The 13973-nt window shown below is 71.8% G+C and carries 11 protein-coding genes; 9 read left to right on the top strand and 2 right to left on the bottom strand.

The features are described 5' to 3' along the window. Positions 1 to 6: 6 nt before the first annotated feature. Entirely contained in the window at positions 7 to 1155 is a 1149-nt protein-coding gene (locus tag ABWI07_RS15485; RefSeq protein ID WP_149259782.1) for an NADH-quinone oxidoreductase subunit D, read from the bottom strand. A gap of 79 nt (positions 1156 to 1234) precedes the next feature. Between ABWI07_RS15485 and ABWI07_RS44480 the strand changes: the two genes are divergently transcribed. From ABWI07_RS44480 to ABWI07_RS15465, 4 genes are all read left to right on the top strand, one after another. After that, positions 1235 to 1894 carry a PH domain-containing protein gene (locus ABWI07_RS44480; protein WP_149259781.1) on the top strand — a complete coding sequence of 220 codons (660 nt, stop codon included), beginning with the start codon at positions 1235 to 1237 and terminating at the stop codon, positions 1892 to 1894. 185 nt (positions 1895 to 2079) lie between these two features. Continuing rightward, a complete protein-coding gene (locus ABWI07_RS15475) occupies positions 2080 to 3423 on the top strand; it encodes a PH domain-containing protein (protein ID WP_235036844.1) in 1344 nt (447 codons plus the stop codon). Between the two features lie 165 nt (positions 3424 to 3588). Continuing rightward, positions 3589 to 4884 carry a hypothetical protein gene (locus ABWI07_RS15470; protein ID WP_353818936.1) on the top strand — a complete coding sequence of 432 codons (1296 nt, stop codon included), beginning with the start codon at positions 3589 to 3591 and terminating at the stop codon, positions 4882 to 4884. A 198-nt stretch (positions 4885 to 5082) separates the two neighbouring features. Beyond that, positions 5083 to 6291: a cytochrome P450 gene (locus tag ABWI07_RS15465; RefSeq protein ID WP_149259778.1), complete on the top strand. Its 1209-nt coding sequence runs from the start codon at positions 5083 to 5085 to the stop codon at positions 6289 to 6291. Here the strand turns inward: ABWI07_RS15465 and ABWI07_RS15460 are convergent. Further along, positions 6288 to 7301, bottom strand: coding sequence for an SAM-dependent methyltransferase (locus tag ABWI07_RS15460; protein ID WP_353818935.1), 1014 nt, complete (start codon positions 7299 to 7301; stop codon positions 6288 to 6290). The two genes, ABWI07_RS15465 and ABWI07_RS15460, sit on opposite strands and share 4 nt — an antisense overlap. Before the next feature lie 111 nt (positions 7302 to 7412). On the opposite strand from ABWI07_RS15460, the gene ABWI07_RS15455 reads away from it, so the two are divergent. The 5 genes from ABWI07_RS15455 (at position 7413) to ABWI07_RS15435 (ending at position 13941) form a co-directional block, all read left to right on the top strand. Continuing rightward, positions 7413 to 8582: a sensor histidine kinase gene (locus tag ABWI07_RS15455; protein WP_149259776.1), complete on the top strand. Its 1170-nt coding sequence runs from the start codon at positions 7413 to 7415 to the stop codon at positions 8580 to 8582. 76 nt (positions 8583 to 8658) lie between these two features. Further along, positions 8659 to 9360 (top strand): response regulator, encoded by a 702-nt coding sequence (locus ABWI07_RS15450; protein WP_149259775.1) that lies wholly within the window; start codon positions 8659 to 8661, stop codon positions 9358 to 9360. Positions 9361 to 9627: 267 nt separating this feature from the next. Beyond that, on the top strand, positions 9628 to 10401 hold the full coding sequence (locus tag ABWI07_RS15445) for an ABC transporter ATP-binding protein (RefSeq protein WP_149259774.1): 774 nt from the start codon (positions 9628 to 9630) through the stop codon (positions 10399 to 10401). After that, positions 10401 to 12896 (top strand): ABC transporter permease, encoded by a 2496-nt coding sequence (locus ABWI07_RS15440; RefSeq protein WP_353818934.1) that lies wholly within the window; start codon positions 10401 to 10403, stop codon positions 12894 to 12896. The genes ABWI07_RS15445 and ABWI07_RS15440 overlap by 1 nt, the downstream gene beginning before the upstream one ends. A 106-nt stretch (positions 12897 to 13002) precedes the next feature. Continuing rightward, on the top strand, positions 13003 to 13941 hold the full coding sequence (locus ABWI07_RS15435) for a Rossmann-like and DUF2520 domain-containing protein (protein WP_353818933.1): 939 nt from the start codon (positions 13003 to 13005) through the stop codon (positions 13939 to 13941). The last annotated feature ends 32 nt before the right edge of the window (positions 13942 to 13973 follow it).

The raw sequence follows: 13973 nt of genomic DNA, 5'->3' as shown, positions 1-13973 counted from the left end.
GCGGTGCTACTTGTCGATGTCGCCGACGACGAAGAACATCGAGCCGAGAATGGCGATCATGTCGGCGACCAGGTTGCCGGGCAGCAGTTCGGCGAGCACCTGGACGTTGTTGAACGACGCGGAACGCAGCTTCAGCCGCCACGGGGTCTTCTCGCCCCGTGACACCAGGTAGTAGCCGTTGAGGCCGAGCGGGTTCTCCGTCCAGGCGTAGGTGTGGCCCTCGGGGACCTTCAGGACCTTCGGCAGCCGCTGGTTGATCGGGCCGGGCGGCAGTTCGGCCAGGCGGTCGAGGCAGGCGTCCGCCAGGTCGAGGGACGCGTGCACCTGGTCGAGCAGGCACTCGAAGCGGGCCAGGCAGTCGCCCTCCGACCGGGTGACCACGCGGACGTCCAGGTCGCCGTAGGCGAGGTAGGGCTCGTCCCGGCGCAGATCGAAGTCCACACCGGACGCGCGCGCGATGGGCCCGGACACCCCGTACTGCAGGATCTGCTCCCGCGTGAGGACGCCGACTCCCCGGGTGCGAGCCCGGAAGATCTCGTTGCCCATGATGAGGTCGTCGATGTCGCCCATGCGGGCGCGCACCTCGGAGACCGCCGTCCGCGCGCGCGCCGTCCAACCGGCGGGAAGCTCCTCCTTCAGCCCGCCGACCCGGTTGAACATGTAGTGCATGCGCCCGCCGGAGATCTCCTCCATGACCCGCTGCAGGACCTCGCGCTCGCGGAACGCGTAGAAGATCGGAGTGATGGCGCCGACTTCCAGCGGGTAGGAGCCGAGGAACATCAGGTGGTTGAGGATCCGGTTCAGCTCGGCCAGCAGTGTCCTCGCCCAGACGGCTCGTACCGGGACCTCCATGCCGAGCATGCGTTCGACGGCGAGCACGACGCCGAGCTCACTGGAGAACGCCGACAGCCAGTCGTGCCGGTTCGCCAGGACGATGATCTGCCGGAAGTCGCGGACCTCGAACAGCTTCTCCGCGCCGCGGTGCATGTACCCGACGATGGGCTCGGCGGCCGAGATGCGTTCGCCGTCCAGGGTGAGCTTCAGCCGGAGCACACCGTGCGTGGACGGGTGCTGGGGGCCGATGTTCAGGGTCATGTCCTCGGTGGCGAGCTCTTTGGCGCCCGCACCGATCCCGACGATCCGTTCGGTGGTCATGGTCGCGCCTCCGCCACTCCGATCACCGCTTCATGGTCCCATGGCGAGCGGTAGTCGTTATCCGATTGACTAGGGGGCAATGAACGCGAGCCACGGCGAACCGCCATACGATCCCGCCGCGCATCCTGGACCGCAGGGCGCGGTGCGTCCGCCCGCGCCGTCCGACCCGGGCCACGGCGGTCAGCCCCCTGGTCAGGGACAGGTAGGGGCACCTTACCCGCCGCAGCAAGGGCCGCCTCTCTACCAGGCGGATCAGGCGTTCGCGCCTGGGGCCGGCCTCCACTGGTCGCCCATCTCGAAACGCCACGCCTTCCACAGGCTTCTCACAGCGGTCCTCTGGGCGATCCCCGTCGGCGGGGTGGGCGCTTTCATCGTATGGAGGAACGGCACCGTCGTGGCGGCCTCCATGTGGGTCGCCGCTGTCGTGCTCGGGGTGATCCTCACCTGGCTGGTCGCGGAACTGGACCGCAGGGCCTACGGCTATGTCGAGCGTCAGGACGACCTCATCGTGACCCACGGTGTCTTCGTCCGGCGGCTCATCGTGGTTCCTTACGGCCGGATGCAGTTCGTGGACGTCACCGCGGGGCTGCTGGAGAGGTGGATGGGCGTCGCCACCGTCCGGATGCACACCGCGGCCGCGGCGACGGACGCGACGATTCCGGGGCTTCCCTCCGCGGAGGCCGCGCTCCTGCGTGACCGTCTCGCGCAGAAGGGCGAGGAACGGAGCATGGGCCTATGAGCGGCCCCTATGGCCCGTACGGCCCGCCTGGCCGACCCAGGCCACCGGGCCCGCCTGGGCCCTATGGGCAACCGGGACCACAAGGGCAACCCGGGCCCCACGGGCAGCCTGGCCCCTACGGGCGCCCTCCGGGGCCTCCGTACCCGCCCCCACGCCCTGGGTACGGTCCGCCTCGTCCGCCGTATGTGTACGGCCCGCCGCAACGGCCGCCCGTCCGGTTCTCGGAGGGCACGCACAGGCTCCACTGGGCGACGGCCCCGCTGCGCGCGTTCATCTTCCTCATCATCTACTTCGTCCTTCTCGGCTTCCCCCTCCTGCTGACGCAGACGGACAGCGGCGTCACCTTGGCGCTCACACCCGAGGTGATCCTGCGGTTCATCATCGTGACCGTCCCCATGGGGTTCATCGCGGTGGGGACCGGCCTGTGGACGTGGCTGTCCCTGCGGTTCCGCGTCGACAAAGACGACCTTGTCGTGGAGACCGGCATCCTGCGCAAGAACGCGCGGCGCATCCCGCTCTCGCGAATCCAGGCCATCGACGTCGTGCGTCCGCTCGTGACGCGGGTGTTCGCGCTTTCGGAAGTGCGCGTGGAACTGGCAGGAGGCGAGAAGAGCGAGATCGCCCTCCGCTACCTGGGACGGCAGTCGGCGCAACAGCTGCGCGCCGAACTCCTGGCCCGCGCCGCCGGGCTTCCGGGCCACACCCCGGAGGCCCCCGAACGGCACCTGTGGCGCGTGTCGTTCGGCCCGCTCCTCGGGTCGCTGGTCGTGCGGCTGCCCGTCCTGGGGACGGTGCTGCTCTTCCTCGCGTCCCTCATCTTCTTCGTGCTGTACGCGGAGGGCGGCATCCTGGCCGTCACCATCCCGGTCCTGCTCGGCCTCATCCGAGCCGTGATCGCGCCGCTGGTCATGTACGCCAACTTCACGGTGGCGATGTCACCGGACGGGATCCGCCTGCGCTACGGCCTGCTGGAGACCCGGATGCAGACGCTCCCGCCGGGACGCGTCCAGGCCGTCAGCATCGTCGAACCGGCGATCTGGCGCACCCTCGGATGGGCCCGCGTCGACGTCACGGTCGCCGGATACGCGGGCGAGCGGCAGGCATTGTCGTCGACCCTGCTCCCCGTCGCGCCGCGCCACGTCGCCATGCACCTCGTCTCGCAGGTCTTCCCGGGGACGCACGTGGACGCCGTCCCCCTCATCCCGGCGTCCTCCAAGACCGTGTCGATCGACCACGCGGACGGCGCGGGCACCGACGACGTCGTCTTCGTGACCCGGCACGGGTGGCCCTGCCGCCGCACGGACGTGATCGCACACGCGCGCGCGCAAAGCGTTCGGTTGACCGCGAACCTCTTCCAGCGGCTGCTGGGCCTGGCGACCGTCCATGTGGACGCGCCCCCAGGCCCGGTCCAGGTGTCCGCGGCGGACCGCGAGCTCGGCGAGGCCCGCGCGATCGTCGAGTCCACCGCGCGCCGGGCCCTCGCCGCCCGCCGCGCCGGCGGCGGGGACCCCACCCACTGGGCCCGCTGACGGTCATCCAGAGGAAGTCATCTCAGGGCGGCCCGGTTTCGTCACCTGGGGCGGAGAAGCGCGGGAGCTGGAATTCCGCCGGAATCGCCACAGCGAGCTCCCCATCGCCCGCAAGTTGGGCGGCAACCGACTCGACTCGGTGTCAGAGTCTCTATAGTCGGCCGCATGGACCTTCATCCAGCCCAGTCGGACTCCTCCCATTCCGGCTTGTCCAGAACCGGATCGAAGCCGTTCGGGATCGCTTTATGGATCTCGGGCTGGCTGCTGTCACTCCTCGGCCTGGCCATGTCTCTGGGGATGCTTCTCTATTTGGGATACAGCGGCCGAACGTTCTCCTGGGAGTACTTTCTCATCTTCCCGTCGATGCTGGCGGGCGGGGCGGTGGTTCATTGCGGCCAACTCCTCCGGTTGAACGGGAGAAGGCGTCTCGCGAAGATCGCACCTTTTCCCGCGGACGGCGACGTGTTCGTCCTGTACCTCAGAGCCTTCTACCGCGATGCGGAAAAGACCGGTCTCGAGCGGTCCTGGTTGCGCCCCGAAGCCTTGATGTCGCTGCCGCACCTCGGGACGTTCTTCTTCTCCGGCCACAGCATCGAAGAACACCTGATCTCGTCCCTGCGCGGCCTGGGGCCGGTCATAGCCGTGGGAATCCCCGGCGAGCCTCTGCCGCCCGCCGGAGCCCGGCGCCTGTACATGCCGCAGGACGGCTGGGAAGAGCCGGTCAAAGACCTCATGTCCCGGGCTCGAATGGTCGTCATCGCTCTTGATCCCCGTTCGGTCGCCACCCCGGGGGGAACCGACGGCGCTTCCGGGCTCGTCTGGGAATTCCTCCAGGCGACCCGTATCGTGCCGCCCGAGCGGCTCCTCTTCGTCGCCCCCGAGACAGAGGAGGCGTTCGACCTGTTCCGAGCCGAGGTCGCCAGCGCGCTGCGAGGCTGTTCCGCCGAAGAGCGCGCGTCCGTCCCCGAATTGCCGGAGTTCCGCCCGGCCGCGAGGGAATTCATGAACAAGGAGCGCTCCAGTGGCGGTCTGATCACTTATTCAACCGACTGGGCTCCGAGCTTCTCGCCGTTGCCTCCCGCCTTTCCACTCTACGACGTCCTCCGAGCGAGGTTGCGTGGCGCCCTGCGTCCTGTCAAGGACCGGTTGGCTGCATATGAGGACGGGCTGCCGCAGGCGAATGATCCAGGCCTTCAGGACTGGCGGCGGCGCGCGGAGTTGATCGCGCTCATGCGAACCGTGCTCCTCGTCCTTTTCGGCTTTGAGTTGGTATCCGCAACACTGCGCCTGGGCCTCCCGAAAGGGATCGGAGAGTGGTCCCTGATCGTCTTGTCATTCCTCTTCACGTTGCTCATCCTGCACGTCACGGGGAAAATGGCTAGAGACGCCCGGATCCGTTCTGTGCCGCCGCCCGGAGGGCGGGGCTCGGACGGGATCGGTCCCCGGCGGATACCCCCATGATGCGCTCGCGCTGCGCGCAGTGCCGAAGGCCGGCGCCAAGCCGCGACCCCGGACGGGTTTTCCACAGAATCGCGTTCTGCTTCCGAGCCCCTCGGCGTCCCCCGACGATGGAACGCGTCGGCCCGCCCGAGGGGGGAGGGCGGGCCGACACCGTCAGAAAGGGGCAGGCCGGTGGTGCGAGGCACATATCGTCTGGGCATGAGCGATCTGGCCTATGACCCCTGGTCCCCCGCGTTCGTGGCGGACCCGTACCCGGTGTTCGAGCGGCTGCGGGCCGAGCATCCGGTGTTCTTCCACGAGCCCACCGGCCAGTGGGTGATCAGCCGGTACGAGGACGTCGACGCGCTGCTGCGCGACCGGCGCCTCGGGCGGTCGTACCTCCACATCGCCACCCACGAGGAGTTCGGGCAGATGGCCGAGCCCGACTTCCTCAAGCCGTTCTGGGACCTGATCCGCGCCGGGATGCTCGACGTGGAGCCGCCCACGCACACGCGGCTGCGGCGCCTCGTGTCCAAGGCGTTCACGGCGCGGATGGTGGAGGGCCTGCGCCCGACGATCAGGCGCCTCGCCGAGGAACTGGCGTCGGGGCTCGCGGACCGGGGCGGCGGCGACCTGCTCGCCGAGGTCGCCGAGCCGCTGCCGGTGAACGTGATCGCCGAGATGCTCGGCGTCCCCGTCGAGGACCGGCATCTGCTGCGCCCCTGGTCGGCCGACATCTGCGGCATGTACGAGCTGAACCCGCCCGAGGAGGCCCAGCGGACGGCCGTCCGCGCCGCCGTGGAGTTCTCCGACTACCTGCGGGGCCTGGCCCGCACCAGGCGGAGCGATCCGCGCGACGACCTCATCTCCGCGCTCGCGCACGTCGTGGACGAGGGCGACCGGCTCACCGAGGACGAGCTGATCGGCACCTGCGTCCTGCTCCTCAACGCGGGCCACGAGGCCACGGTGAACGCGACCGGCAACGGCTGGTGGACGCTGTTCCGCAACCCCGGTGAGCTGGAACGCCTCCGCTCCGACCCGTCGCTCGTCCCCACCGCGGTCGAGGAGCTGCTCCGCTACGACACCCCGGCGCCCATGTTCGAGCGCTGGGTGCTGGAGGACATCAGGGTCGCCGGCGTCGACATCCCCCGTGGCGCCGAGGTCGCGCTGCAGTTCGCGTCCGCCAACCGCGACCCGGAGGTGTTCGCCGACCCGAACCGGCTCGATCTCGCCCGCGACCCGAACCCGCACATCACCTTCGGCCTCGGCATCCACTACTGCCTGGGAGCGCCCCTGGCCCGCATCGAACTCGTGGAGTCGTTCGGCGCGATGCTGCGCGCGGCCCCCGCTCTCCACCTGACCGCCGAGCCGGAATGGAAGCCCGGCTTCATCCTCCGCGGCCTAACAGCCCTCCACGTGGAGCGCTAACCGGTCGCCAGCGGAGGGGGGAGCGGGATGGCGGTGGTTTGGGCTAGCCAGCCGAAGCCGCCCAGGCCGGACGGGTCGGTCAGTTCGGCGTCCTCGCCCGCGTGGCAGAGGGCGGCGAGGTAGGCGCGGGGGTCGCGGTGGGCCAGGTCCAGCGGGGGGCGGGCGCCCGAGAGGCCGAGGGCGCGCAGGGCCTCGCGCTGAGTCGTCAGGAGGCTGGACGTGGCGCCGGCGCGCTTCCCCGCGACCATGCAGGCGTCGAGCGCGACATGGGCGGTGACGTCGCACGATCCGTCCGGCACGGCGGGGACGGTGGCGCCGTCGCGGTAGCCGGTGAGCGTCCCGTACACGGGGCGCGACTCGCGCGAGTGCGAGTAGTCGACGGCGAGCGCGAGGCCGGCGGAAAGGCGTTCGATCACCGCGGACCAGGCGGCGCAGCGCGGATGCCCGATCTCGGCGCGGTCGCCCGGTTCGGGCAGCGGCCACCACCGCTCCAGCCAGTCGCGGTCCTCGTCGGACGGCGGCGGCCCCGGGCGCTCGGTGCCGGTGAACGGGTCGACCAGCACGGTCCGGACGCCGTCGGGGGTGCGTTCCGCCACGTCCAGCGGCACGTTGTCGAGCCACTCGTTCGCGACGACGAGGCCGGTGACGCCGGAGGGCAGGTCGGGGCGCCAGACGATCCGGGACGGGACGTCGGCGGGACGCGGCGCGAGCTCCACCGCCGTCGGGGCGAGCCGCGCGCTCAGCTCGGGTGGCGCGCAGGCCAGGATGTTGCTCAGCAGGCGGCCCGACCCGGCGCCGATGTCGACCACGTCGAGCCGGTCGGGCCGGCCGAGCAGGGCGTCGACCTCGACCAGCAGGCGGGTGAGGGCGGCGGCGAACCGCGGCGAGGCGTGCACCGAGGTTCGGAAGTGCTCGGCGGGGCGTTCGCGCCGGTAGAAGCCGTCCTCCCCGTACAGGGCCCGCTCCATCGCGGTGCGCCACGTCAGCCATCCGGAAACCAGCGACTCCACACCAGCGACGTTACCGTGAGTGGCGGAGTCCGGACGGGCCATCCTCGCGGTGGAGGCGGGTCCGACCTGCGGCTGATCCCGGACTGACCAGCGCGTACGTACGCTGTCGGCATGGTGGCGAGCTCATGGGAGTGGCTGCGGGGCCGGAAGCCGCTCGTCGACGCCTTCTACGCGCTCCCCGTGGTGTTCCTCTCCCTGCCGTCGCTGCTGGGGGGCTCCGCCCAGGTCGGCACGGTGCGCCACCTGCTGCTGGCGACCCTGCTGATCGGGCCGCTGGTGCTGCGCCGGACCTTCCCCCGGGCGGTCTTCGCCTTCGTCGCGCTGGTCTCCTGCGTCCAGTGCGTGCTGGGGGTGATCCCGGTACCGGCGAACGTCGCCGTCCTGATGGGCCTCTACACGGTCACGGCCGGATGCACGTTCCGCTGGGGGCTCGCGGCGGCGCTGGTCGGCGAGGTGGGGTCGGTCATGGTGACCTACCGCTACCCGTCCGGCGCCAACGACCGGCGGCTGACGTTCGTCATGATGACGGTGCTGGTGGCGGGCGTCTACGTCCTCGGCCTGCACATGCGCACGCGGCGGGCGTACCTGCGCTCGGTCGAGGAGCGGGCCGAGCGGCTGGAGCGCGAGCGCGACAACGAGGTCAAGGTGGCGATGGCCGCCGAGCGCGCCCGCATCGCCCGCGAGCTGCACGACGTGGTGGCCCACAACGTCAGCGTGATCGTGGTGCAGGCGGACGGGGCGTCCTATGCCATCGACAGCGACGTGCGGCGGGCCCGGCAGGCGCTCGACACGATCTCCTCGACGGGACGGCTGGCGCTGGCGGAGATGCGGCGGCTCCTCGGCGTCCTGCGCGAGAACGACGACGCGGGGGCGTACGCGCCGCAACCGGGTGTGGCGCAGCTGGACGACCTGGTCGAACAGGTCCGCGCGGCGGGCCTCGCGGTGGCGTTCGAGGTGGACGGATCCCCCGCGGCCATGTCGGAGGGACGGCAGCTCACGGTCTACCGGATCGTCCAGGAGGCGCTGACCAACACGCTCAAGCATGGTGGCCCGCAGGTGAGCGTGTCGGTCCGGCTGCACTACGCCGGTGACGCGGTGGAGATCCGCGTGGTCGACGACGGACGGGGCGCCGCCGCGCCCGACGACGGGCGCGGCCACGGCCTCGCCGGAATGCGCGAACGCGTCGCCGTGTACGGCGGCACGGTCCACGCCGGTCCGCGCGCCGGCGGCGGTTTCGAAGTGGCCGCGAGCCTCCCGGTGCGCGAGGAGGTCGCCGCGTGACCGGCCGCGGCGGGCGGGACCGGGGCCTGCGGCGGCTTTCGCCGGGCGTGTGGGGTGTCGTGAACAGGGAGGTTGCATGACGACGGACGTCGACGACGTGGCGGCGCCCATCCGGGTGGTGCTCGTGGACGATCAGGAGCTGGTGCGGGCCGGGTTCAAGATGGTGCTGGACGCGCAGCCCGACATCGAGGTCGCCGGCGAGGCGGGCGACGGGCTGCAGGCGCTGGACCTGCTGCGCCGCACGCGGGCGGACGTGGTCCTCATGGACGTCCGGATGCCGCGCATGGACGGGATCGAGGCGACGCGGCAGGTGGTGGCGCGGTCCGGGCCGAAGGTCGTCATCCTGACCACGTTCGACCTGGACGAGTACGCGTTCGCCGCGATCAAGGCGGGCGCGGGCGGGTTCCTGCTGAAGGACGCGGGCCCGGCGCAGCTCATCGAGGCGATCAAGGCGGTTCACTCGGGGGACGCGGTGGTGGCGCCGAGCACGACGAAGCGGCTGCTCGACCGGTTCGCGGTGCATCTGCCGGACGCGCGGCAGAAGGCGAGCGGGGCGCTGGAGAGCCTGACGGACCGGGAGAACGAGGTCCTCCGGCTGGTGGCGCGCGGGATGTCGAACGCGGAGATCGCCGCGCGGCTGTACGTCTCGGAGGCCACCGTGAAGACCCATATGGGGCGGATCCTGATGAAACTCGGCCTGCGCGACCGGGTTCAGGCCGTCGTGTTCGCCTATGAGACGGGCCTGGTCCGAAGCGGCCAGACCGACCCGCCCGCGTAGCCCGTGGTCGCGGCCTGATCCCCGTCGTCGGGGCGGATGCTTGAGCCGTGAACGAGGCGCCGGTGACCCGTGATGTCTCCGGCGCCTACGTGTGCGCGGGCCTGGCGGGGTCGGTTGATGGGGGGACGGGGGAGTACGACTCAGGTCGTACGAAGGATCCCCGAATGGCCGTGAGAGTGAGGCGGAGCGTGGCCGCCGGGTCGATGGCAGGGGCGGCGCGGATTCCTAGCGTGGAGCGCGTCCCTCCACGACCATGAAGGAGTCACCGTGACCAGCACGTTCGCCGAACCCCCAGGGGGAGCCCCCGCCGCCTCGGCGCCGCCGGCCGTCACCGCCGAGGGCGTGTCCAAGGTGTACGGGTCCGGTGACGCGGCCGTCCACGCGCTCCGCGGGGTCGGCGTCGGGTTCGCCAAGGGCGCGTTCACCGCGATCATGGGCCCGTCGGGGTCCGGGAAGTCCACGCTGATGCACTGCCTGGCCGGGCTGGACACCGTCAGCGGCGGGCGGATCGTCCTCGGCGGCGCCGAGATCACCGGGATGGGCGACCGGCAGCTGACGATGCTGCGCCGCGACCGCGTCGGGTTCGTCTTCCAGGCGTTCAACCTGCTGCCGACGCTGACCGCCGAGCAGAACATCCTGCTGCCGATGGAGCTGGCCGGCCGCAAGCCCGACCCGGCGTGGTTCGACCGGGTCGTCGAGACCCTGGGGCTGCGGGACCGGCTGGGGCACCGTCCGAGCGAGCTGTCGGGCGGCCAGCAGCAGCGGGTGGCGTGCGCCCGCGCGATCGTCGCCCGCCCCGAGGTGATCTTCGCGGACGAGCCGACCGGCAACCTCGACTCCCGCGCGGGCGCCGAGGTCCTCGGGTTCCTGCGCGCCTCGGTCCGCGAGATGGGGCAGACGATCGTGATGGTCACCCACGACCCGGTGGCCGCCTCGTACGCGGACCGGGTGGTGTTCCTGCGGGACGGGGAGATCGTGTCGGAGATCCTCCGGCCGACCCCGGACGCCGTCCTCGACCGGCTCAAGGCGCTGGGGGCGTGATGCTGCGGACGACTCTGGCGGGCCTGCGCGCCCACAAGCTGCGGCTGCTGCTCACGGCGGTGGCCATCACCCTCGGCGTCGGCTTCATCTCGGGGACGTTCGTCCTGACGGACACGCTGGACAAGGGCGTCTCCAAGACGTTCGCCAGGTCGGCCGACAAGGTCGACTACGCGGTGCTGCCCAAGAGCGACGACCCCGACCAGGGCATCTCGCCGGCCCTGCTCCGCGAGATGAAGGCGCTTCCCGGCGTCACGGACGTCCAGGGCGCCGTGCAGGGCGACGCGGCGCTCGTCGGCAAGGACGGCAAGGCGGTCGGCGACTTCCCGACGGTCGGGATGTCCGTGCCGTCCGGACGCCTGCTGCGTTACGAGATCGACAAGGGACGGCCTCCGGCCGGCGTCGGCGAGACCGTCCTCGACAGTCAGCTGGCGAAGCGGGAGGGCTTCTCGGTCGGGAACACGGTCACGATCCTCGACAAGGGGAACCGGCCGCACAGGTTCACGGTCGTCGGGCTGGTCGACTTCGGCATCGACCAGGAGGCGAGCTTCCGCGGCGCGGTGGGCTTCGACCCGGCGACCGCGATGCGGATGACCGGCGAGAAGACCTACCGCGAACTCGACATCGCGGGCGGGACCCGGGCGGCGGTCAAGGCCGCCGCCGGCGGCTCCAACCGCGTCTACACGGGCGAGGAGCTCGGCGCGCGGCTGGCCAAGGCGGCGGGCGCCGACACCAAGATCATCAGGACCGGGCTGCTGATCTTCGGGCTGGTCGCGATGCTGGTGTCCGCCCTGGTCATCTACAACACGTTCTCGATCCTGATCGCGCAGCGGATGCGGGAGATGGCGCTGCTGCGCTGCGTCGGCGCGACCCGCCGGCAGGTGTTCGGGAGCGTGGTGGTGGAGTCCGCGGTGGTGGGCCTGGTCGGCTCGCTGCTCGGAATCGTCGCCGGGGTCGGCCTCGGCGAGGGCGCGCTGGTCGTGGTGAACAAACTGAACGAGCGCATCGCCGTCGCGGGGCCGTCCCTCACGGTGCGGACGGTCGCGGTCGGCCTGGTGGTCGGGATCGTGGTGACGGTCCTGTCCGCGCTGCTGCCCGCCCGCGCCGCGACCCGGGTCGCGCCGGTGGCCGCGCTGCGCGCGGACCTCGAACCGGGCAGCGGACGATTCAGGCTCGGCCTCGTGCGCACCGCCCTCGCCGTCCTCCTCGGCGCCGCGGGCCTGGCCATCGGCGTGGCGGGCTCCCTCGTCATGCACAAGGGCGAGACGGCGATGTACGCGGTCGCGTTCGCCGGCGGCGTGTTCTTCCTCGGCGTGATCGCGGCGATGCCGGCGCTCGTCCGTCCGCTCGGACGGGTCGCCGGCGCGGCCCCGGCGCGGCTCGGCGGCGTCCCCGGGCGGCTGGCCGTGGCGAACGCGCAGCGCGCTCCCCGCCGCACCGCGACCACGACGATCGCGCTGACCGTCGGCGTCGGGCTGATGAGCCTGTTCGCGGTGGTCGCGGCGAGCGCCAAGGCGACGGCGGCGCAGAAGCTGGAGGAGCAGTTCCCCGTCCAGTTCCAGATCCGGCCGCAGAGCTTCGACGGGACCCTCCCGCATGCGCTGACCGAGTCGCTGCGCACCCGGCCCGAGGTCACCGACACGGTCGAGACCCGCCGCAAGGAGACCCGGGTCGGCGGTGACGAGGACGACATCTCGACGATCACCACGTCCGCGCTCGGCAGGCTCCTGAAGCCGGACTTCAAGCAGGGGTCGCTGGACGCCGCGCTGAAGCCGGGCACCGCGATGGTGGACGAGGAGACGGCCAAGGCGCCCGACCGGGGCCTCGGGAAGACCCTGCAGGTCCGGACGGCGCACGGCATCGTCCCGGTGAAGGTCACCGCCGTCTACGGGGCGGGCGCGAGCCTTGACGGGATCATCGTCCCGGAGTCGGACTTCACCCGTTACTTCGGCCCCACGGACCCGGAGGCCGTCTACGTCAGGACTCGTGACGACCTGTCCGCGTACCAGGCGCGACGAGCCGTGGACGAGGCCGCGCGCCCCTACCCGGCGGCGAAGGTCGAATCGTCCGCCGAGTTCAAGGAGTCGATGACCAAGGCCATCGACACGGTCTTGATGATCTTCGGTGGGATGCTCGGGCTGGCGATCGTCATCGCGCTCTTCGGCATAGCCAACACGCTGACCCTGTCGGTCGTGGAGCGCACCCGGGAGTCGGCGCTCCTGCGCGCCCTCGGCCTCACCAAGCGCCAGCTCCGCCGGATGCTCTCGGTGGAGGCCCTGGTCATGGCCGTCATCGGCGCCGCCACCGGGGTCGTGCTCGGGGTGGGCTTCGGCTGGGCCGCGACGAACGCGATGGCGAGCGACTCGATCTTCGCGCTGCCCTACCTGCAGGTCGTCGGGTTCGTGGTGCTCGCGGGCGCGGCCGGGATGCTCGCCGCCGTGCTGCCAGCGCGGCGCGCCGCGAAGACGTCCATCGTGGAGTCCCTCGCGCATGACTGAATGGGGGGCGGGGTGACGATCGTCACCCACCGGACCGCGCGGCCGGGTCCCGCGGGTACTGTGGTGCGCGCACGTCCGGTACCTACCTGAGGACTGGAACGAACCGATGGACCCACAGGCCACGCCTTCCTCCGGCACGCCCGGAAACGGGCCGGTCCCCGCTGGGACCCCGAAGGACCGGCCCGCGCGGCTCGCGGTCGGCGTCGTCGGCGCCGGCCGCGTCGGCACGGCGCTCGGGGCCGCGCTCTCCCTCGCGGGCCACCGCGTGGTCGCCGCGACCGCCGTGTCCGAGCGGTCGCGGGCCCGCGTCGAGGAACGCCTCCCCGGGGCCGGCGTCGCCGACCCGCAGGACGTGGTCGCCGCCGCGGACCTGGTGCTGCTGACCGTCCCGGACGACGAGCTCCCCGAGCTGGCCGCCGGGCTGGTCTCCGCGGGCGTCCCGGTCACCGGCAAGCTCGTCCTGCACACCAGCGGCCGGTACGGCACCGCCGTGCTGGACCCGCTCACCCGCGCGGGCGCGCTGCCGCTGGCCCTGCACCCCGTGATGACGTTCACCGGGCGCCCGGACGACGTCAACCGGCTCACCGGCATCTCGTTCGGCGTCACCTCGCCCGAGCCGCTGCGCCCGGTCGCCGAGGCCCTCGTCCTGGAGATGGGCGGCGAGCCCGTCTGGATCACCGAGGAGGCGCGCCCGCTCTACCACGCGGCGCTCGCCGGCGGCGCGAACCACCTGGTCACCCTGGTCGTGGAGGCCATGGACCTGCTGCGCGCCGCGGGCGTGGCCGAGCCCGGCCGGATGCTCGGCCCGCTCCTCGGCGCCGCCCTCGACAACGGGCTGCGCCTCGGCATCGACGGGCTCACCGGCCCGGTCGCGCGCGGCGACGCCGGCACCGTGACCGACCATGTAGCCGAGCTGGCCAAGGTGTCGGCGGAGAGCCGCCGCGCCTACGTCGCGCTGGCCCGCCTCACCGCCGACCGCGCGCTCGGCGCCGGAATGCTCAGACCGGAGGACGCCGAACGGCTCCTCGAAGCGCTGGCCGACTGACGGCGCCGGCCCTCGAAAGTGCTGGACCCGAG

The organism is Actinomadura sp. NPDC000600 (assembly GCF_040492135.1).
Classification (GTDB): Bacteria; Actinomycetota; Actinomycetes; order Streptosporangiales; family Streptosporangiaceae; genus Spirillospora.
The sequence above is the reverse complement of the archived record's forward strand: the minus strand, read 5'-3'. Positions and strand labels throughout refer to the sequence as shown.